General features: G+C 51.1%; 21 protein-coding genes. 15 read left to right on the forward strand and 6 right to left on the reverse strand.

What is annotated here, in order from left to right; all coding sequences use genetic code 11:
- Positions 1-27 precede the first annotated feature (27 nt).
- From higA to rlmG, 3 genes are all read right to left on the reverse strand, one after another.
- Positions 28-444 carry a type II toxin-antitoxin system antitoxin HigA gene (gene higA, locus FEK43_RS01530; protein ID WP_130210410.1) on the reverse strand — a complete coding sequence of 139 codons (417 nt, stop codon included), beginning with the start codon at positions 442-444 and terminating at the stop codon, positions 28-30.
- The gene (higB, locus tag FEK43_RS01535; RefSeq protein ID WP_000550189.1) at positions 441-755 is read right to left on the reverse strand and encodes a type II toxin-antitoxin system toxin HigB; all 315 of its coding nucleotides are present in this window, start codon (positions 753-755) and stop codon (positions 441-443) included. Before higB ends, higA begins: the two co-directional genes overlap by 4 nt.
- Before the next feature lie 283 nt (positions 756-1038).
- Positions 1039-2175 carry a 23S rRNA (guanine(1835)-N(2))-methyltransferase RlmG gene (gene rlmG, locus FEK43_RS01540; RefSeq protein WP_135407913.1) on the reverse strand — a complete coding sequence of 379 codons (1137 nt, stop codon included), beginning with the start codon at positions 2173-2175 and terminating at the stop codon, positions 1039-1041.
- An 84-nt stretch (positions 2176-2259) separates the two neighbouring features.
- On the opposite strand from rlmG, the gene FEK43_RS01545 reads away from it, so the two are divergent.
- The 5 genes from FEK43_RS01545 to sstT all read left to right on the forward strand — a co-directional run bounded on the left by FEK43_RS01545 (position 2260) and on the right by sstT (position 7534).
- On the forward strand, positions 2260-2763 hold the full coding sequence (locus FEK43_RS01545; RefSeq protein WP_135407915.1) for a M48 family metallopeptidase: 504 nt from the start codon (positions 2260-2262) through the stop codon (positions 2761-2763).
- 76 nt (positions 2764-2839) lie between these two features.
- A complete protein-coding gene (locus FEK43_RS01550) occupies positions 2840-3532 on the forward strand; it encodes a vancomycin high temperature exclusion protein (protein WP_135407917.1) in 693 nt (230 codons plus the stop codon).
- 78 nt (positions 3533-3610) lie between these two features.
- Positions 3611-4597 (forward strand): Gfo/Idh/MocA family oxidoreductase, encoded by a 987-nt coding sequence (locus FEK43_RS01555; protein WP_135407919.1) that lies wholly within the window; start codon positions 3611-3613, stop codon positions 4595-4597.
- 282 nt (positions 4598-4879) lie between these two features.
- Complete coding sequence (alx, locus tag FEK43_RS01560) at positions 4880-5845, forward strand: TerC family membrane protein Alx (protein ID WP_001098805.1); 966 nt, start codon at positions 4880-4882, stop codon at positions 5843-5845.
- A gap of 444 nt (positions 5846-6289) precedes the next feature.
- Positions 6290-7534: a serine/threonine transporter SstT gene (gene sstT, locus FEK43_RS01565; protein WP_130210400.1), complete on the forward strand. Its 1245-nt coding sequence runs from the start codon at positions 6290-6292 to the stop codon at positions 7532-7534.
- Between the two features lie 3 nt (positions 7535-7537).
- Here sstT and FEK43_RS01570 read toward each other — a convergent pair whose 3' ends face one another.
- The 3 genes from FEK43_RS01570 to uxaC form a co-directional block, all read right to left on the reverse strand.
- Positions 7538-8089, reverse strand: coding sequence for a YgjV family protein (locus FEK43_RS01570; RefSeq protein ID WP_130210398.1), 552 nt, complete (start codon positions 8087-8089; stop codon positions 7538-7540).
- 241 nt (positions 8090-8330) lie between these two features.
- Entirely contained in the window at positions 8331-9818 is a 1488-nt protein-coding gene (uxaA, locus tag FEK43_RS01575; RefSeq protein ID WP_130210396.1) for an altronate dehydratase, read from the reverse strand.
- Between the two features lie 14 nt (positions 9819-9832).
- The gene (uxaC, locus tag FEK43_RS01580; RefSeq protein ID WP_130210394.1) at positions 9833-11245 is read right to left on the reverse strand and encodes a glucuronate isomerase; all 1413 of its coding nucleotides are present in this window, start codon (positions 11243-11245) and stop codon (positions 9833-9835) included.
- Positions 11246-11728: 483 nt separating this feature from the next.
- On the opposite strand from uxaC, the gene exuT reads away from it, so the two are divergent.
- From exuT to yqjG, 10 genes are all read left to right on the forward strand, one after another.
- Complete coding sequence (gene exuT / locus FEK43_RS01585; protein ID WP_130210392.1) at positions 11729-13027, forward strand: hexuronate transporter ExuT; 1299 nt, start codon at positions 11729-11731, stop codon at positions 13025-13027.
- A 129-nt stretch (positions 13028-13156) separates the two neighbouring features.
- Entirely contained in the window at positions 13157-13933 is a 777-nt protein-coding gene (gene exuR, locus FEK43_RS01590; RefSeq protein ID WP_064529587.1) for a transcriptional regulator ExuR, read from the forward strand.
- Between the two features lie 344 nt (positions 13934-14277).
- Complete coding sequence (gene yqjA / locus FEK43_RS01595; protein ID WP_064529586.1) at positions 14278-14940, forward strand: DedA family general envelope maintenance protein YqjA; 663 nt, start codon at positions 14278-14280, stop codon at positions 14938-14940.
- A gap of 3 nt (positions 14941-14943) precedes the next feature.
- On the forward strand, positions 14944-15327 hold the full coding sequence (gene mzrA, locus FEK43_RS01600; protein WP_130210390.1) for an EnvZ/OmpR regulon moderator MzrA: 384 nt from the start codon (positions 14944-14946) through the stop codon (positions 15325-15327).
- A gap of 146 nt (positions 15328-15473) precedes the next feature.
- Positions 15474-15842, forward strand: a complete 369-nt coding sequence (gene yqjC, locus FEK43_RS01605; RefSeq protein WP_130210388.1) for a DUF1090 family protein YqjC — start codon at positions 15474-15476, stop codon at positions 15840-15842.
- A 37-nt stretch (positions 15843-15879) separates the two neighbouring features.
- Positions 15880-16185, forward strand: a complete 306-nt coding sequence (locus FEK43_RS01610; protein WP_130210386.1) for a YqjD family protein — start codon at positions 15880-15882, stop codon at positions 16183-16185.
- Between the two features lie 2 nt (positions 16186-16187).
- Positions 16188-16592, forward strand: coding sequence for a phage holin family protein (locus FEK43_RS01615; RefSeq protein WP_135407921.1), 405 nt, complete (start codon positions 16188-16190; stop codon positions 16590-16592).
- Positions 16582-16881, forward strand: a complete 300-nt coding sequence (locus tag FEK43_RS01620) for a YqjK-like family protein (RefSeq protein WP_130210382.1) — start codon at positions 16582-16584, stop codon at positions 16879-16881. The genes FEK43_RS01615 and FEK43_RS01620 overlap by 11 nt, the downstream gene beginning before the upstream one ends.
- Positions 16882-17067: 186 nt before the next feature.
- A complete protein-coding gene (locus FEK43_RS01625; RefSeq protein WP_135488730.1) occupies positions 17068-17460 on the forward strand; it encodes a DoxX family protein in 393 nt (130 codons plus the stop codon).
- Positions 17461-17706: 246 nt separating this feature from the next.
- On the forward strand, positions 17707-18693 hold the full coding sequence (yqjG, locus tag FEK43_RS01630; protein ID WP_135407923.1) for a glutathionyl-hydroquinone reductase YqjG: 987 nt from the start codon (positions 17707-17709) through the stop codon (positions 18691-18693).
- The last annotated feature ends 68 nt before the right edge of the window (positions 18694-18761 follow it).

The raw sequence follows: 18761 nt of genomic DNA on the forward strand, positions 1-18761 counted from the left end.
CGTTTACGCCGCATCCGGCAGGCCGCGTTAATCAATAAACAATGCAGGGGAAATGCCGAATCGCGTTGCCAGTTTTTTAGCGTGTTCCAGCGTTAATTTTCTCTTTCCGTTCAAAACGCGTGACACCATCGATTTACTGCCAATTTCCGGCAGATCAGAAAGGGTTAAACCGTATTGATCCATCAGTGTACGAATCACAGCAACACCGCCAGGCATGGCTTGAGCCATGGCATTAAATTCAGCAAATTCAGGCGCTGATTCTTCCCACGCGGTTATTTTGGCACACACCAGAGCCAGCAAGGGGTTTTCAGGATCGTTGAGCAGCAGATGATCGACCAGTTCCAGCGCCTGGGCGTATTGTTCTTCGTTCTGGATACCCGCCAGAAAAGGTGCCACAGCGGTTAGCTTTTCTCCTGCTTGCAAGATGTCGGCAATCGCAATCATTTTTTCCCCTTAGTACGATGAACGGCGGTAAAGAAATCGTATTCTTTGTGCGTCATAACTTCACGTATGTAGCACTTTTGCGATTCAAAAAAGACCATTGCTACAACACGTAATTCATTGCCCCCAACATTGAAAACATAATGCTTATCCAGATATTTAAAGTTATCCAGAGATGGGAATACTGCTTTTAATGACTCAGGTTTTTTGAAATATCCCTTAGCAATCGTGTTCCCCAGAGCCACCAACTCCGTTTTATGTTGCGGGTATTTTTCCGCAGCATCTTTCAATGCTTTTTGAGTTATCAGGTGCATTCTTCATCACATCCGTTGACAAATTGGCAATATGATAACACCCGTTGACAGATTGGCAACGGATGATTTTATCTGCGTGACGGAAGAATAAACGTTGAACAACGCTAAACAAGAGAATGCAGAGGATGTGACTGGGATTTTTTGTTTTATGGAAGCGCGATTCCAGAACTGGGCAGACATTGCCGGATGCGACGCTTGCCGCGTCTTATCCGGCCTACGGGTAATGTGCTGAACGTAGGCCGGATAAGGCGTTTACGCCGCATCCGGCAGGTAACTCCCAATCTTATCGACGACGCCCCAGCTTCACCGCTTTCAGCACCACAAATTTATTATTCGTCGCAATAGTGGTGCAGTTGCCGAAAATTTTCTTCAGTTTGTGGAAGTAATCCAGGTGACGGTTGGCAACGATATACAGCTCGCCGTTGATTTTCAGGCAGCGGCGGGCGTGGTGGAACATCTCCCAGGCGACGTTATCGGTCAGCGCATGTTGCTGATGAAACGGCGGGTTGCAGAGCACAGCATTAAAGCGGAAAGGCTCCACGCCGGAGAGCGCGTTGTTGATCATAAATTCGCAGCGATCCAACGCCTCTGGCATGTTGGTTTCAACGTTCAAACGGCTGGAAGCAACCGCCATCGGTGATTCATCGACAAACACCACTTTCGCCTGCGGGTTTTTATCGAGCAATGTCAGGCCAATGACGCCATTACCACAGCCGAGATCGACAATCTCACCTTCGAGATTTTCCGGCAGATGTTGCATAAAGAAGCGCGCGCCGATATCAAGCCCGGTGCGGGAGAAGACATTCGCATGGTTGTGGATAGTCCAGTCAGTACCTTCCAGCTTCCAGCTAACGGTCTCCGGCGCATCGGCCAGCGTCGGCTCGTTGAAAGTGCAATTAATCAGGCGCGCTTTTTTCCATGCCAGCGTGGTGGTGGTCGGGCCGAGCACTTTTTCGAACAGTTCCAGCGTGGAAGTGTGAATGTCACGGGCTTTGGCACCGGCAATAATGCGTGTTTCCGGCGTGACCACTTTGCGCAGCGCACGCAGTTGCTGTTCCAGCAATGCCAGTGTTTTCGGTACTTTGATCAGCACTACGCCCGGCTGTTGCGGATAGTCGGCGGTGCTGTCGAGAAACTTCACGCTCGACTCATCAATCCCGTTGAGGCGTAAATTCTCGCGCGTCGCCAGCTCGCTGATGTATGAGTCGCCAATGCTGTACGGCTTATATTCCGCCAGCGCACAGCTTAACGCGCCAAAAGCATCATTCAGGATTAACACCGGGCCGCGGATTTCTGTATCGTCCAACTGTTGCAGCAAATATTCATCCGCCGCTTCCCACGCCTGTAGCGGGTTAACGTCATCCGTCGCCGGAAAACGTTGTAGTGTCAGTGAACGGAAACCGTTGTCTAAGTGGCTCATCGGCCCTCCTGAATGATAAAATTTCGACGTTGCCCCTGAAAAGGGTGCGTGAGTATACCCTTTTTCTCTTTTTCGTGGGCGGTTATGAGCAATCTTACTTATCTTCAGGGTTATCCCGAGCAGCTACTTTCCCAGGTGCGAACGCTGATTAACGAACAGCGTCTGGGCGATGTGCTGGCAAAACGCTATCCGGGAACACACGACTACGCCACCGATAAGGCGCTGTGGCAATATACTCAGGATCTGAAAAATCAGTTTCTGCGCAATGCCCCGCCGATCAATAAAGTGATGTATGACAATAAGATCCATGTGCTGAAAAATGCGCTCGGGTTACATACCGCTATTTCGCGTGTGCAGGGCGGCAAGCTGAAAGCAAAGGCGGAGATCCGCGTCGCTACCGTGTTTCGCAACGCGCCGGAACCGTTTTTGCGCATGATCGTGGTGCACGAGCTGGCGCACCTGAAGGAGAAAGAGCATAACAAAGCGTTTTACCAGTTGTGCTGTCATATGGAACCCCAGTACCACCAGCTTGAGTTCGACACCCGACTGTGGCTAACCCAGTTGTCGCTTGGGCAGGACAAAATCTGAAAATGATGTCAGGCGTTACCTTTTCTTTCTTTAGCGCCTAAAATCGACCTCCCCCCTTTCGTTAAGGATAACGACCATGCTGCGCGCATTTGCCCGCCTTCTTCTCCGTATTTGTTTTTCTCGCCGGACTCTAAAGATTGCCTGCTTACTGTTACTTGTGGCAGGAGCGACCATTTTTATCGCCGATCGCGTAATGGTCAACGCCAGCAAACAGCTTACCTGGAGCGACGTCAACGTCGTTCCGGCGCGTAACGTGGGCTTATTGCTGGGGGCCAGGCCGGGTAATCGCTACTTTACCCGACGTATTGATACCGCAGCAGAGTTGTACCACGCCGGAAAAGTGAAATGGCTGTTAGTCAGTGGCGATAACGGACGTAAAAATTACGATGAAGCATCAGGTATGCAGCAGGCTTTGATCGCTAAAGGCGTACCGGCGAAAGTGATCTTCTGCGACTATGCCGGATTCTCAACGCTGGATTCGGTAGTGCGTGCCAAAAAGGTGTTTGGGGAAAACCATATCACCATTATTTCGCAAGAATTTCATAACCAACGCGCCATCTGGCTGGCAAAGCAATACGGCATCGATGCCATCGGGTTTAACGCGCCAGATCTGAATATGAAGCACGGTTTATATACTCAACTGCGGGAGAAACTCGCTCGTGTCAGCGCGGTGATTGACGCGAAAATCCTCCATCGCCAGCCGAAATATCTCGGGCCGTCGATCATGATTGGGCCGTTTAGTGAGCATGGCTGTCCGGCGAAAGAATAATGCGTATCTGCGCACGTCGAAGATGAAAAAGGCGTGCTACATTGACGGCAGAATCCCTTTATGGAGTATCCACGCGTTATGATACGTTTCGCTGTGATTGGCACGAACTGGATCACCCGCCAGTTCGTCGAGGCCGCCCATGAGAGCGGTAAATACAAGTTAACCGCCGTTTATTCCCGCAGCCTTGAACAGGCCCAGCACTTCGCCAATGATTTTTCTGTCGAGCATCTGTTTACGTCGCTGGAAGCGATGGCGGAAAGCGATGCCATTGACGCGGTGTATATTGCCAGCCCGAATTCCCTGCACTTTTCCCAGACACAACTTTTCCTTAGCCACAAAATTCATGTGATTTGCGAGAAACCGCTGGCGTCGAATCTGGCGGAAGTGGATGCCGCCATTGCCTGTGCGCGGGAAAATCAGGTGGTGCTGTTTGAGGCATTTAAAACCGCCAGCCTACCGAACTTTCATTTGTTGCGCCAGGCGCTGCCGAAAGTCGGCAAATTGCGTAAAGTCTTTTTCAACTATTGCCAGTATTCCTCGCGGTATCAACGTTACCTGGATGGTGAGAATCCCAACACCTTTAATCCGGCATTCTCTAACGGTTCAATTATGGATATCGGCTTTTACTGCCTGGCGTCGGCGGTGGCGTTATTTGGTGAGCCGAAAAGCGTGCAGGCAACCGCCAGTTTGCTGGCAAGCGGCGTAGATGCCCACGGCGTGGTGGTGATGGATTACGGTGATTTCAGCGTCACCTTGCAGCACTCAAAAGTGAGTGATTCTGTCCTGGCAAGCGAGATTCAGGGCGAAGCGGGATCACTGGTGATTGAAAAACTTTCTGAATGCCAGAAAGTTTGCTTTGTTCCGCGTGGCAGCCAGATACAGGATCTCACCCAGCCGCAGCATATTAATACCATGCTCTACGAAGCAGAGCTGTTCGCTACCCTGGTGGATGAGCATCTGGTGGATCATCCAGGGCTGGCGGTCAGTCGCATCACCGCCAAACTGCTGACAGAGATCCGCCGCCAGACCGGGGTGATTTTTCCGGCAGATAGCGTAAAACAATAATTGTTACCGTAAAGCAGTGTAAAAGGCATGTAACAGACCATTGACTGGGTGAATGGTCTGTCATACTTTGTTACCTGCAAAGGGGAGTAACTTCATTGCCGGTCGATCGTCATTACGATGTGTGAAAAATCGCATCCGGTCACCGGGCAACCCGAAAGGAATACGCAGACGTATTCCTTTTTTGTTGTAAGTGAGACCTTGCCGGAAGGCGAGGTCTATGCATAAAAAGCAGCGGCTGACGTCTTCCGACGTTGGCCGTTTTTTTATGTGTAAGGAACTTCTATGAATACTGTCGGCACGCCGTTGCTATGGGGCGGATTCGCTGTTGTTGTCGCCATTATGCTGGCTATCGACCTGTTGTTGCAGGGGCGTCGTGGGGCACATGCCATGACCATGAAACAGGCTGCGGCCTGGTCGCTGGTCTGGGTGACGCTGTCGTTACTGTTTAACGCTGCTTTCTGGTGGTATCTGGTACAAACCGAAGGTCGCGCCGTTGCCGATCCACAGGCGCTGGCCTTCCTCACGGGTTATCTGATTGAGAAGTCACTGGCGGTCGATAACGTCTTTGTCTGGCTGATGTTGTTCAGCTATTTCTCTGTTCCGGCGGCATTACAACGCCGCGTGCTGGTGTATGGTGTGCTCGGGGCGATTGTTCTGCGTACCATCATGATCTTCACTGGCAGTTGGCTGATTTCGCAGTTCGACTGGATCCTGTATATCTTCGGTGCCTTCCTGCTGTTTACCGGCGTGAAGATGGCGCTCGCCCATGAAGATGAATCAGGCATTGGCGACAAGCCGCTGGTGCGCTGGCTGCGCGGTCATTTGCGTATGACCGACACCATCGACAACGAGCATTTCTTTGTGCGTAAGAATGGCTTGTTGTATGCCACGCCGCTGATGCTGGTGCTGATTCTGGTGGAGTTGAGCGACGTGATTTTCGCCGTGGATAGCATTCCGGCTATCTTCGCCGTGACTACCGACCCGTTTATTGTGCTGACCTCAAACTTGTTTGCGATCCTCGGCCTGCGTGCGATGTATTTCCTGCTGGCGGGCGTAGCAGAGCGTTTCTCGATGCTCAAATATGGTCTGGCAGTGATTCTGGTGTTTATCGGTATCAAGATGCTGATTGTCGACTTCTACCATATTCCGATCGCCGTTTCGCTGGGCGTGGTGTTTGGCATTCTGGTGATGACGTTTATTATCAACGCGTGGGTGAATTATCGGCATGATAAGCAGCGGGGAGAATGATTCGCTGTATATTAAGCCATTACTGGAGATAACTCATTCCAGACAAAGATGAGCTACTAATTATGTAATCGGCTTATAGCTCTTTACAAAAAGACCGCACGGGTGCAGGGGGCGGTAGCGATTGGCCGCCCCCTGCGCGCTCCCCGCGCCAGTGACTTTATATGGCATTGCACATTAAAGGAGCGCAACCGTTCTCATATTCCAAATTGTTTTGCCCATATGTCATCTAATTAGCCTTAGTAGCCAGTCCTTCCCTCTGCTTATGTCAAATAAATGTAACCATTAAGTTGCAAAACATGACCTCTCTTTAAAATCCAGCATTTTTCGCTTCCCGAAGCTGTAACTTTCCTTATACTCGACTTGGCAAACACTTTGTTACATCCTGAAAGATGCGTCGACAGAACGCACCAGGGATGTGCGACAACACAACGAAAGGATCGAAAAATGACTACGCAACGTTCACCGGGGCTATTCCGGCGTCTGGCTCAGGGCAGCCTGGTAAAACAAATCCTGGTCGGCCTTGTTCTGGGGATTCTCCTGGCATGGATCTCAAAACCGGCCGCTGAAGCTGTCGGTCTGTTAGGCACTTTGTTCGTCGGTGCATTGAAAGCTGTAGCGCCAATTCTGGTGCTGATGCTGGTAATGGCTTCCATCGCTAACCACCAGCACGGGCAGAAAACCAATATCCGCCCTATTCTGTTCCTCTATCTGCTGGGTACTTTCTCTGCCGCGCTGGCTGCAGTTGTCTTCAGCTTCGCCTTCCCTTCGACCCTGCATTTGTCCAGTAGCGCGAGCGATATTTCCCCGCCGTCAGGCATTGTGGAAGTGATGCGAGGGCTGGTGTTGAGCATGGTTTCCAACCCCATCGACGCCCTGCTGAAAGGTAACTACATCGGGATTCTGGTGTGGGCCATTGGCCTTGGTTTCGCTCTGCGTCACGGTAACGAAACCACCAAAAACCTGGTCAACGATATGTCGAATGCCGTTACCTTTATGGTGAAACTGGTGATTCGTTTCGCACCAATCGGTATTTTTGGTCTGGTAGCTTCAACGCTGGCAACCACCGGTTTCTCCACCCTGTGGGGCTATGCGCAACTGCTGGTGGTGCTGGTTGGCTGTATGTTGCTGGTGGCGCTGGTGGTTAACCCGCTGCTGGTATGGTGGAAAATTCGTCGTAACCCATTCCCGCTGGTGCTGCTGTGCCTGCGCGAAAGCGGTGTATACGCCTTCTTCACCCGTAGCTCGGCGGCGAATATTCCGGTAAACATGGCGTTGTGTGAAAAGCTAAATCTGGACCGCGATACCTATTCCGTTTCTATTCCGCTAGGGGCGACGATCAATATGGCAGGTGCAGCCATTACCATTACCGTGTTGACGCTGGCTGCGGTCCATACGCTGGGTATTCCGGTGGATCTGCCCACGGCGCTGCTGTTGAGCGTAGTTGCATCACTTTGTGCCTGTGGTGCATCAGGCGTGGCAGGTGGTTCTCTGCTGCTGATCCCGCTGGCCTGTAATATGTTCGGTATTCCGAACGATATCGCCATGCAGGTGGTTGCCGTCGGCTTTATCATCGGCGTGTTGCAGGACTCCTGCGAAACCGCACTGAACTCTTCAACTGACGTGCTGTTCACCGCAGCGGCTTGCCAGGCGGAAGATGCACGTCTGGCAAATAGCGCCCTGCGAAACTAATGCTTAGCCCCTTTCGTCTACGGCGGAAGGGGTTTTCTCCACTTTAAACGGATCAATTCCCCTTCTCTGCATACGCCAGAAACGAATGATGTTCAGGCCATTCATTAGCAGAAAACTACCCTCAATCATCGTGCCACCAATCGACCCGGCCCAAATGTTGTGAGTTAACCAGCAACAAGTAGAAAACCACATCACGCAGCGCATGGTCAGTCCTTTAAAGCGAAATAGCGCCCAGGTACTGACAATCGTGCCAATGACTGGCAGCAGCTCCATCGGATGATGGAACTTCGCCAGACCAACTCCTCCCGTCAGCACGATGAAGATCGCCATTATCCATAAACTACGGGTACGCAGAGTAATTAACGTACGGATAGCATTGAGGATTGAGCTGGCCCCCGCCGGGAAGACACCCATCAGGAAAAAATGTATGCCAATAAATACGCTATAGATGGAAAGCTGAATTTTGAAGCGACGTTCATCGCGGTTGAAGAATGTTGTAATACCAATCAGAAAGGCGATGACACCCACGCCCTGGGCCAGCCAATACGCGGTCATGATAAATCCTTAGCAGGTATGGAAAAGCAAACGGCGCTTCGAGTTAGAAACGCCGCTTCAGATTGCTGACAAAGTGCATCTCATTTCTTGCCGGATGCGGCGTAAACGCCTTATCCGGCCTACAAGATCGTGCAACTTTACTATATTGCGAAGCGCATCAGGCAATTATGCGTTTATCAACAATCTTAAACGACGCTTCATATTATGAAACGCCGTTTTTTATTCACAACTTATTTCGACTTTACAGCGTTACGCCGCTTTTAAAGATCGCCAGTTCGCGGAAGTCGTTACGCTCGTTGCAGGTTTGCTTACCGTTGGCAAACTCAACGATGGTATCGATAAATTCTTCCAGCAACTGCGGCATCGCTTTACCGTGGATCAGCTGACCCGCGTCAAAGTCGATCCAGTGTTTTTTCTTCGCTGCCAGTTCGCTGTTGGTAGCGATTTTCACCGTCGGTACAAATCCGCCGTACGGCGTGCCGCGACCGGTACTAAACAGCACCATGTGGCAGCCCGCACCCGCCAGGGCGCTGGTCGCTACGGCATCGTTACCCGGTGCACTTAACAGGTTCAGCCCTGGTGTTTTCAAACGTTCGCCGTAGCGCAGCACGTCTACCACCTGGCTGGAGCCCGCTTTCTGCGTACAGCCGAGTGATTTATCTTCCAGCGTGGTGATACCACCCGCTTTGTTCCCCGGCGATGGGTTTTCGTAGATCGGCTGGTCATGGGCAATAAAGTACTGTTTGAAGTCGTTGACCATAGTGACCAGTTTTTCAAACGTCGCTTCATCGCGACAATGGTCCATCAGTAACTGCTCTGCACCGAACATCTCCGGTACTTCGGTCAGCACGGTAGTGCCGCCGTTAGCGATGACGTAATCAGAGAAACGCCCCAGCATTGGGTTAGCAGTAATACCGGAAAGGCCGTCAGAACCGCCGCACTCCAGACCAAACTTCAGTTCGCTGAGTTTACCCGGCTCGCGCTTGTCATTGCGCATGACGTTATACAGCTGATGCAAATGCTCGATCCCGGCTTCAATCTCATCATCCTGCTGTTGGCAGATCATGAAATGCACGCGTTCAGGATCGATATCGCCCAGCGTTTCACGGAAAGCATCAACCTGGTTGTTTTCACAGCCCAGACCAATGACCAACACTGCGCCTGCGTTCGGATGACGCACCATGTTTTGCAGCATGGTGCGGGTATTAATGTGATCGTCGCCCAGCTGCGAGCAGCCATAGGTGTGGCTGAAGAGGAACACACCGTCAGTACCTTCAGCGTTGTTCGTCTCTTTCAAAAAACGGTTCTGGATCTGTCGCGCGATGCCGTTAACGCAGCCCACGGTCGGCAGGATCCACAACTCGTTACGCACCCCGACATCACCGTTAGCGCGACGATAGATCTGCACTTCACGATCTGCCGCTTGCGCAGGCAGATCCTGAAAATCAGGTTGATAGCGATACTGATCCAGATCGCTCAGATTCGTGCGCGTATTGTGGGCGTGAACGTGTTCCCCCGCCGCAATATCCGCCAATGCATAACCAATCGGTAGGCCATATTTAATGACGTTGGCCCCTTTTTCGATATCTGTTAACGCAAATTTATGTCCACGAGCAACATCCTGGCGCAGCGTTACGGTCTGGTTATCGACACTGATTTCAGTGCCTTCCGCCAAATCCACTAACGCGACCGCGACGTTATCCAGCGCATGGATCTTGATGTATTGCATATCAACCCCAGACCTTAGTTCAGTTCAATGGCGAAGTAGTCACGCGCATTGTTAAAGCAAATATTTCTCACCATCTCGCCCAGCAGGTTGATGTCCGCCGGTGCTTCGCCCGCTTCCACCCAGCGGCCAATCATCTGGCACAGAATGCGGCGGAAGTATTCGTGACGGGTGTACGACAGGAAGCTACGGCTGTCAGTCAGCATCCCAACAAAACGGCTCAGCAGACCGAGCTGTGCCAGTTGAGTCATCTGACGTTCCATACCGTCTTTCTGATCGTTAAACCACCAGCCGGAACCGAACTGCATTTTGCCTGGCATACCTTCGCCCTGGAAGTTACCGATCATAGTACCCAGCACTTCGTTATCGCGCGGATTCAGGCAGTAGAGAATGGTTTTCGGCAGCAGGTTTTCTTCGTTCTGTTTGCTCAGCAGCTTAGACAGTTCTTCCGCCATCGGACGGTCGTTGATGGAGTCAAAGCCAACATCCGGCCCCAGCAGTTTGAACTGACGCAGGTTGTTATTACGCAGCGCGCCAATGTGGTACTGCTGTACCCAGCCGCGACGTGCGTATTCGGCGCCCAGGAATACCAGCACCGCAGTTTTGAACTGTGCGACTTCATGCTCACTCAGGGTTTCGCCTGCCAGACGACGTGCCAGGATGCTGTCCAGTTCCGCTTCGTTCGCTTCGGCAAACATCACCACGTCCAGCGCGTGGTCAGACACTTTACAACCGTGAGCGGCGAAGTGATCCAGACGTTTGGTCAGAGCAGTTTGCAGATCAGCAAAGCGGCGAATATCGGTATCGGAAACTTCGCCCAGCTTCGCCATGTAGTCGTTAAAGGTCGCCTGTTCAATGTTAAAGGCTTTATCCGGACGCCAGCTCGGCAGCACTTTGATGTTGAAAGAGCCGTCTTTGGCGATCTCTGCGTGATGTTCCAGAGAGTCGATCGGGTCGTCGGTGGTGCCGACCATTTTCACGTTCATCTGCTGCATGATGCCGCGCGCGGAGAATTTGTCCTGCGCCAGCAGTTCGTTACATTCGTTCCAGATTTCATCTGCAGTAGACGGAGACAGCAGTTTGCCAGTGATGCCAAACGGACGACGCAGTTCGAGGTGCGTCCAGTGGTATAACGGGTTACCGATCGTGTGCGGAACGGTCGCCGCCCAGGCATCAAACTTCTCACGGTCAGATGCATCACCAGTACACAGGCGCTCAGCAACACCATTGGTACGCATTGCACGCCATTTGTAGTGGTCGCCTTTCAGCCAGATGTCATACAGATTCTTAAAGCGATAGTCTTCTGCGATTTGCTGCGGCGGTAAATGGCAGTGGTAGTCGAAAATCGGCTGGTCTTTTGCGTAGTCGTGATACAGACGGCGGGCAAATTCAGTATCTAACAGGAAATCTTCAGTCATAAACGGAGTCATTATCGTCTTCCTCTCAACGAGTGAGCTAGCTTGCTTAGGGTGCGATGCTGACAAAGTTATCACACCAATTTCCAGAGCCCGAAGATATTTTCGTGAGTTAGATCAATAAACGTAGTTAAAAAAATTACTCTCAAAGTGGTAAATCCCTCTGCAAGCCGCGCCAGTTCTGGCTTTGCTCTCATCCAGTAATGCCCCTACAAATATTCCCACATTTGTGATGGCTCTCACCTTTTAAAGTTGTATGACAAGTTATCTTTCTGCCGTCGCGAATCATAAGTCGACGGAATGCAAATTGCCGATTCATTCATTTGTTAGATGAATTGGGTTGACCGGTACGGAAGCCGAATTAGCACGAAACTTTCATGGCAGCGTTCGGGGTGTACCGGTTTTTTTTTCGGTCATCCGGTCGTAACTAACATCCTCTGCCCCAGGCAGGATGATGACCGCGCTTATTGCGGATATAACAAAACGATGAGGTTTTACATGCGTAAAATTAAAGGGTTACGTTGGTACATGATCGCATTGGTGACGCTCGGCACCGTGCTCGGTTACCTGACGCGTAACACTGTGGCGGCAGCTGCACCAACTCTGATGGAAGAGTTAAACATCTCCACCCAACAGTATTCCTACATCATCGCAGCCTATTCTGCTGCATATACGGTCATGCAACCTGTAGCGGGTTATGTACTGGATGTTCTGGGGACGAAAATCGGTTACGCAATGTTTGCCGTGCTGTGGGCGGTATTCTGTGGCGCAACCGCACTGGCTGGTAGCTGGGGCGGTCTGGCGATTGCCCGTGGTGCGGTAGGTGCGGCAGAAGCAGCGATGATCCCTGCAGGTCTGAAAGCCAGTTCTGAATGGTTCCCGGCGAAAGAACGCTCCATCGCAGTAGGTTACTTTAACGTTGGTTCCTCAATTGGTGCGATGATTGCGCCGCCGCTGGTGGTATGGGCAATCGTCATGCACAGCTGGCAGATGGCATTTATTATCTCCGGTGCGTTGAGCTTTATCTGGGCGATGGCATGGCTGATTTTCTATAAACATCCACGCGACCAGAAACATCTGACCGATGAAGAACGTGACTACATTATTAATGGTCAGGAAGCCCAGCACCAGGTTGGCGCGGCGAAGAAAATGTCCGTTGCTCAGATCCTGCGTAACCGTCAGTTCTGGGGTATCGCATTACCGCGCTTCCTGGCTGAACCGGCCTGGGGTACTTTCAACGCGTGGATCCCGCTGTTCATGTTTAAAGTTTACGGCTTTAACCTGAAAGAGATCGCGATGTTCGCCTGGATGCCAATGCTGTTTGCTGACCTTGGTTGTATCCTCGGTGGTTACCTGCCGCCACTGTTCCAGCGTTGGTTTGGTGTGAACCTGATTGTTTCCCGTAAGATGGTGGTAACACTGGGTGCGGTACTGATGATTGGCCCAGGTATGATCGGTCTGTTCACCAACCCGTATGTCGCGATTATGCTGCTGTGTATCGGTGGTTTTGCTCACCAGGCACTGTCTGGCGCGCTGATTACCCTCTCTTCTGACGTGTTTGGTCGTAACGAAGTGGCAACGGCAAACGGTCTGACTGGGATGTCTGCGTGGCTGGCAAGTACGCTGTTTGCGCTGGTTGTAGGTGCACTGGCTGACACCATCGGCTTCAGCCCGCTGTTCGCAGTACTGGCGGTGTTCGACCTGTTAGGCGCGCTGGTTATCTGGACCGTGTTGCAGAACAAACCGGCAATTGAGGTAGCGCAGGAATCACATAACGACCCCGCACCGCAACATTAACGCTAAATGTAAGTTTTAGTTTCCCTTCAAAGCCGCCTTCTCAGGCGGCTTTTTCACCACTGCGAGTAGAGCTAAGCTCGCAAAAGTGGTATAACAAATATAGTCTGCCGTATCATGCCTGGAGCGCATATGGAAATCACTGAACCACGCCGTTTGTACCAACAGCTCGCCGCTGACCTGAAAGAACGCATCGAGCAGGGCGTCTATCTGGTGGGTGATAAACTGCCCGCCGAACGTTTTATTTCTGATGAAAAAAACGTCAGCCGCACCGTGGTTCGTGAAGCCATCATCATGCTTGAAGTCGAGGGCTATGTAGAAGTACGCAAAGGCTCGGGAATTCATGTGGTTTCCAACCAGCCTCGCCATCAGCAGGCGGCGGACGCGAATATGGAATTTGCCAATTACGGTCCGTTTGAACTGCTCCAGGCACGTCAACTTATCGAAAGCAATATTGCCGAGTTTGCTGCAACCCAGGTAACGAAACAGGACATCATGAAACTGATGGCCATCCAGGAGCAGGCGCGCGGCGAACAATGCTTCCGTGATTCCGAGTGGGATTTGCAGTTTCATATTCAGGTCGCATTAGCGACGCAGAACTCTGCACTGGCTGCCATCGTAGAGAAAATGTGGACCCAGCGTAGCCATAACCCGTACTGGAAAAAGCTGCACGAGCACATTGATTCCCGTACCGTCGATAACTGGTGTGATGACCACGATCAGATCCTCAAAGCGTTGATACGCAAAGATCCTCATGCCGCCAAACTTGCAATGTGGCAGCATCTGGAAAATACCAAAATTATGTTGTTTAACGAAACCAGTGACGATTTCGAGTTCAATGCCGACCGCTATTTGTTCGCCGAGAATCCAGTCGTTCATCTGGATACTGTGGCCAACAGCAGCAAATAAACTCCCATTTCTGACAGGCGCAGCAACGCGCCTGTTCGCTTTATCAGTAAGCGAAAAGTATAAAGTGTCAGCCTGTGTAAATCCTCTCGCCACCCTCCTCTGCAATCAGCAAAATCAGACTCCACGGACATGTAATTTTGATAACGAACAACGTTGACCTTTGTTACAATTAGATTCAATTTGAATTTATGCTATTAAATGTTTTCTTATCTCACGTTTTAACAGGGAATAGTTCAGGCCGTATTGGTGTCTCGACCCGCAATATATACAACAACAGCAATAACCTGACGGGTGTGCATCATTTAAAACCGGCGTGGCGTTAACCGATTCACCAGGAATAATGAATGGAACTTTTGACCCAATTGCTGCAAGCCCTGTGGGCGCAGGATTTTGAAACCCTGGCCAATCCGTCGATGATTGGCATGTTGTATTTTGTCTTGTTTGTGATTTTGTTCCTCGAAAACGGCTTGCTTCCAGCGGCCTTTTTACCAGGCGACAGCTTGCTGGTGTTGGTCGGTGTATTGATTGCCAAAGGCGCAATGGGTTACCCGCAGACTATTATGCTGCTCACTGTTGCGGCCAGCCTCGGTTGCTGGGTCAGCTACATACAGGGGCGATGGCTGGGAAACACCCGTACCGTACAAAACTGGCTATCCCATTTACCTGCGCACTACCACCAACGCGCACACCATCTTTTTCATAAACACGGTTTATCTGCGCTGTTAATTGGTCGCTTTATCGCATTTGTCAGAACATTACTGCCGACCATTGCCGGACTGTCAGGGCTGAATAACGCCCGCTTTCAGTTCTTCAACTGGATGAGTGGCCTGCTGTGGGTGTTGATTCTGACAACCTTAGGTTACATGCTCGGCAAGACGCCGGTATTTTTGAAGTATGAGGACCAGCTGATGTCATGCCTGATGCTGCTCCCGGTGGTACTGCTGGTGTTCGGCCTGGCAGGTTCTCTGGTTGTGTTATGGAAAAAGAAATATGGAAATCGGGGGTAAAGGATGCAAATACCTCGCATGTCGCTTCGCCAGCTAGCCTGGTTCGGCGCTGCTATATTGCTGGCTGGCACGCTGCTGCTGGCCTGGTCTGCGGTTCGTCAACAAGAATCCACGCTAGCGATCCGCGCCATTCATCAAGGGACGACGATGCCGGACGGTTTTTCCATCTGGCATCACCTTGACGCTCATGGAATTCCTTTCAAAAGCATCACCCCTAAGAATGACACTCTGTTGATTACGTTTGATTCCAGCGATCAAAGCGCCGCCGCCAAAGCGGTCCTCGATAGAACATTGCCTCATGGCTACATCATTGCGCAGCAGGACGATAATAATCAGGCCATGCAATGGCTGACCCGGCTGCGAGACAATTCTCATCGCTTCGGATAACTTCCTGTTATCCGAAACATATCACTCACTTTGGTGATTTCACCGTTACTGTCTATGATTAATAAGGCGGTGGTTAATACCACCGCCTCGTTGTCTGGACAATCGTTCCTCTGTAATGGGTCCGAGTCACAATGGAAGGTTCAAGAATGAAATACCGCATCGCTTTAGCTGTTTCTCTTTTTGCTCTTAGTGTCAGTAGTTATGCCACTACCCTTTGTCAGGAAAAGGAGCAAAATATCCTTAAGGAGATCAGCTATGCCGAAAAACATCAAAACCAGAATCGTATCAACGGCCTGAACAAAGCCCTTAGTGAAGTGCGGGCGAATTGTTCAGATAACCAGTTGCGTGCCGATCATCAAAAGAAAATCGCGAAGCAGAAAGATGAAGTGGCAGAACGCAAGCATGATTTAGCCGAGGCGAAACAAAAAGGCGATGCCGATAAGATTGCTAAACGCGAACGGAAACTGGCAGAAGCGCAGGAAGAGCTGAAAAAGCTGGAAGCGCGCGACTACTAATCCCCAATAGTTAATACTTACTCACCTGGAGAAAACTATGTCGAAAGAACACACTACGGAACACCTGCGTGCTGAGTTGAAATCCCTGTCCGATACGCTGGAAGAGGTGCTTAGCTCCTCTGGCGAAAAGTCAAAAGAAGAGCTGAGTAAGATTCGTAGCAAAGCGGAACAGGCACTGAAGCAGAGTCGCTATCGTCTGGGTGAAACCGGTGATGCGATTGCTAAACAAACCCGCGAAGCGGCGGCGCGTGCCGATGAGTATGTGCGTGAAAATCCGTGGGCGGGAGTTGGTATTGGCGCAGCCATCGGCGTGGTGCTGGGCGTTCTGCTGTCGCGTCGTTAATTATGGCGGACACTCATCACGCGCAAGGGCCCGGTAAAAGCGTTCTGGGAATCGGGCAGCGAATTGTCACCATCATGGTCGAAATGGTGGAGACGCGTCTGCGGCTGGCGGTGGTTGAGCTGGAAGAAGAAAAAGCCAATATCTTTCAGCTTTTACTGATGCTCGGCCTGACGATGCTTTTCGCTGCATTTGGTCTTATGAGCCTGATGGTGCTGATTATCTGGGCAGTTGATCCGCAATATCGCCTGAATGCAATGATTGCCACCACTGTGGTGTTGCTGCTTCTGGCACTCATCGGCGGTATCTGGACATTACACAAGTCGCGCAAATCCACCTTGCTGCGCCATACGCGTCACGAACTGGCAAACGATCGACAACTTCTCGAGGAGGAGTCCCGTGAGCGGTAAAGTCGAACGTGAACAACGTAAGGCACAGCTGCTTCGTCAGATCCAGCAGCAACGGTTGGATCTTTCCGCCAGTCGGCGTGACTGGCTGGAGGCGACAGGCGCCTACGATCGTCGTTGGAATATGCTGTTGAGCCTGCGTTCCTGGGCGCTGGTCGGCAGCAGCGTGATGGCTATCTGGACGATTCGCCATCCGAATATGCTGGTCCGATGGGCCAGGCGCGGTTTTGGCGTCTGGAGTGCGTGGCGTCTGGTTAAAACCACCCTCAATCAGCAACAGCTTCGCGGTTAAATTCCTCTCTGGCCGGAACTATTCCGGCCTTATCCCTCAAATTTTTTGAAAATTTTTGACAGTTTTCCTTGCTAACAATCACCATTCACTACGTTTATGCTTCTCTCCATCGACAGCAATGACGCTAATACCGCGCCCTTGCACAAAAAAACAATCAGCAGCCTGAGTGGCGCAGTGGAGAGTATGATGAAAAAATTAGAAGATGTTGGTGTACTGGTAGCGCGTATTTTAATGCCGATTCTGTTCGTTACCGCAGGCTGGGGAAAAATTACTGGCTACGCTGGTACTCAACAATATATGGAAGCAATGGGCGTCCCGGGCTTTATGCTGCCGCTGGTGATCCTGCTTGAGTTCGGTGGCGGTTTGGCAATCCTGTTCGGTTTCCTGACTCGCACCACCGCGCTGTTTACCGCTGGCTTTACACTGTTGACGGCGTTTTTATTTCACAGCAACTTTGCTGAAGGCGTCAACTCGCTGATGTTCATGAAAAACCTGACAATTTCTGGCGGATTCCTGCTGCTGGCGATTACCGGACCGGGCGCGTATAGCATAGACCGTCTGCTGAATAAAAAGTGGTAAGCACGCGCTATACTTAACGATAAAAAACGAGGGGGAAACTCCTCGTTTCAGATTGTTGACAAAGTACGCGTTGTTCATGCCGGATGCGGCGTGAACGCTTTATCCGGCTTACAAAAACATGCAAATTCAATATATTGCAAGAACCTCGTAGGCCTGATAAGCATAGCGCATCAGGCAGTTTTGCGTTTGTCATCAGTCTCAAACGAGGAGAAACGCTCCTCGTTTTTGCTATTGGAGGAGAGAAAAATGGGTCAACTGATTGACGGCGTCTGGCATGACACCTGGTACGACACCAAATCCACTGGCGGTAAATTTCAACGTTCAGCTTCCGCATTTCGTAACTGGCTCACTGCCGATGGCGCACCAGGCCCCACTGGCAAAGGTGGATTTGCCGCAGAGAAAGATCGTTATCATCTCTATGTCTCACTCGCCTGCCCGTGGGCGCACCGCACGCTGATCATGCGTAAACTCAAAGGACTGGAACCGTTTATTTCCGTATCCGTGGTGAACCCGCTGATGCTGGAAAACGGCTGGACCTTTGATGACAGTTTCCCGGATGCAACCGGCGACACGCTCTATCAACATGAATTCCTGTACCAGCTTTATCTCCACGCTGATCCACACTACAGCGGACGTGTTACTGTCCCCGTGCTGTGGGACAAAAAAAATCACACCATTGTCAGCAACGAATCAGCAGAAATTATCCGCATGTTCAATACCGCATTTGATGCGCTGGGCGCAAAAGCGGGCGATTATTACCCCCCGGCTCTGCAAACTAAAATTGACGAACTTAACGGCTGGATATACGACACCGTAAATAATGGTGTCTATAAAGCTGGTTTTGCCACCAGCCAGGAAGCCTACGACGAGGCGGTGGTGAAAGTGTTTGAATCACTGGCGCGTCTGGAACAGATATTAGGGCAGCATCGCTTCCTGACAGGTAACCAGCTAACCGAAGCCGATATTCGCCTGTGGACCACGCTGGTCCGTTTTGATCCGGTGTATGTCACCCACTTCAAGTGCGATAAGCACCGTATCAGCGATTACCTGAATTTGTATGGCTTCCTGCGCGATATCTATCAGATGCCGGGAATAGCTGAAACCGTCAATTTCGACCATATCCGTAATCACTACTTCCGCAGCCATAAGACCATCAACCCAACAGGAATTATTTCGATTGGCCCGTGGCAGGATCTCGATGAACCGCACGGGCGGGATGTTCGCTTCGGTTAAACAAAGGCACCCTTCGTGGTGCCTCTGGTTGTTGGCTAAGTGCGTGTTGTTCATGTCGGATGTGGCGG

The sequence above is a fragment of the Escherichia sp. E2562 genome (assembly GCF_005781075.1).
Lineage (GTDB): Bacteria > Pseudomonadota > Gammaproteobacteria > Enterobacterales > Enterobacteriaceae > Escherichia.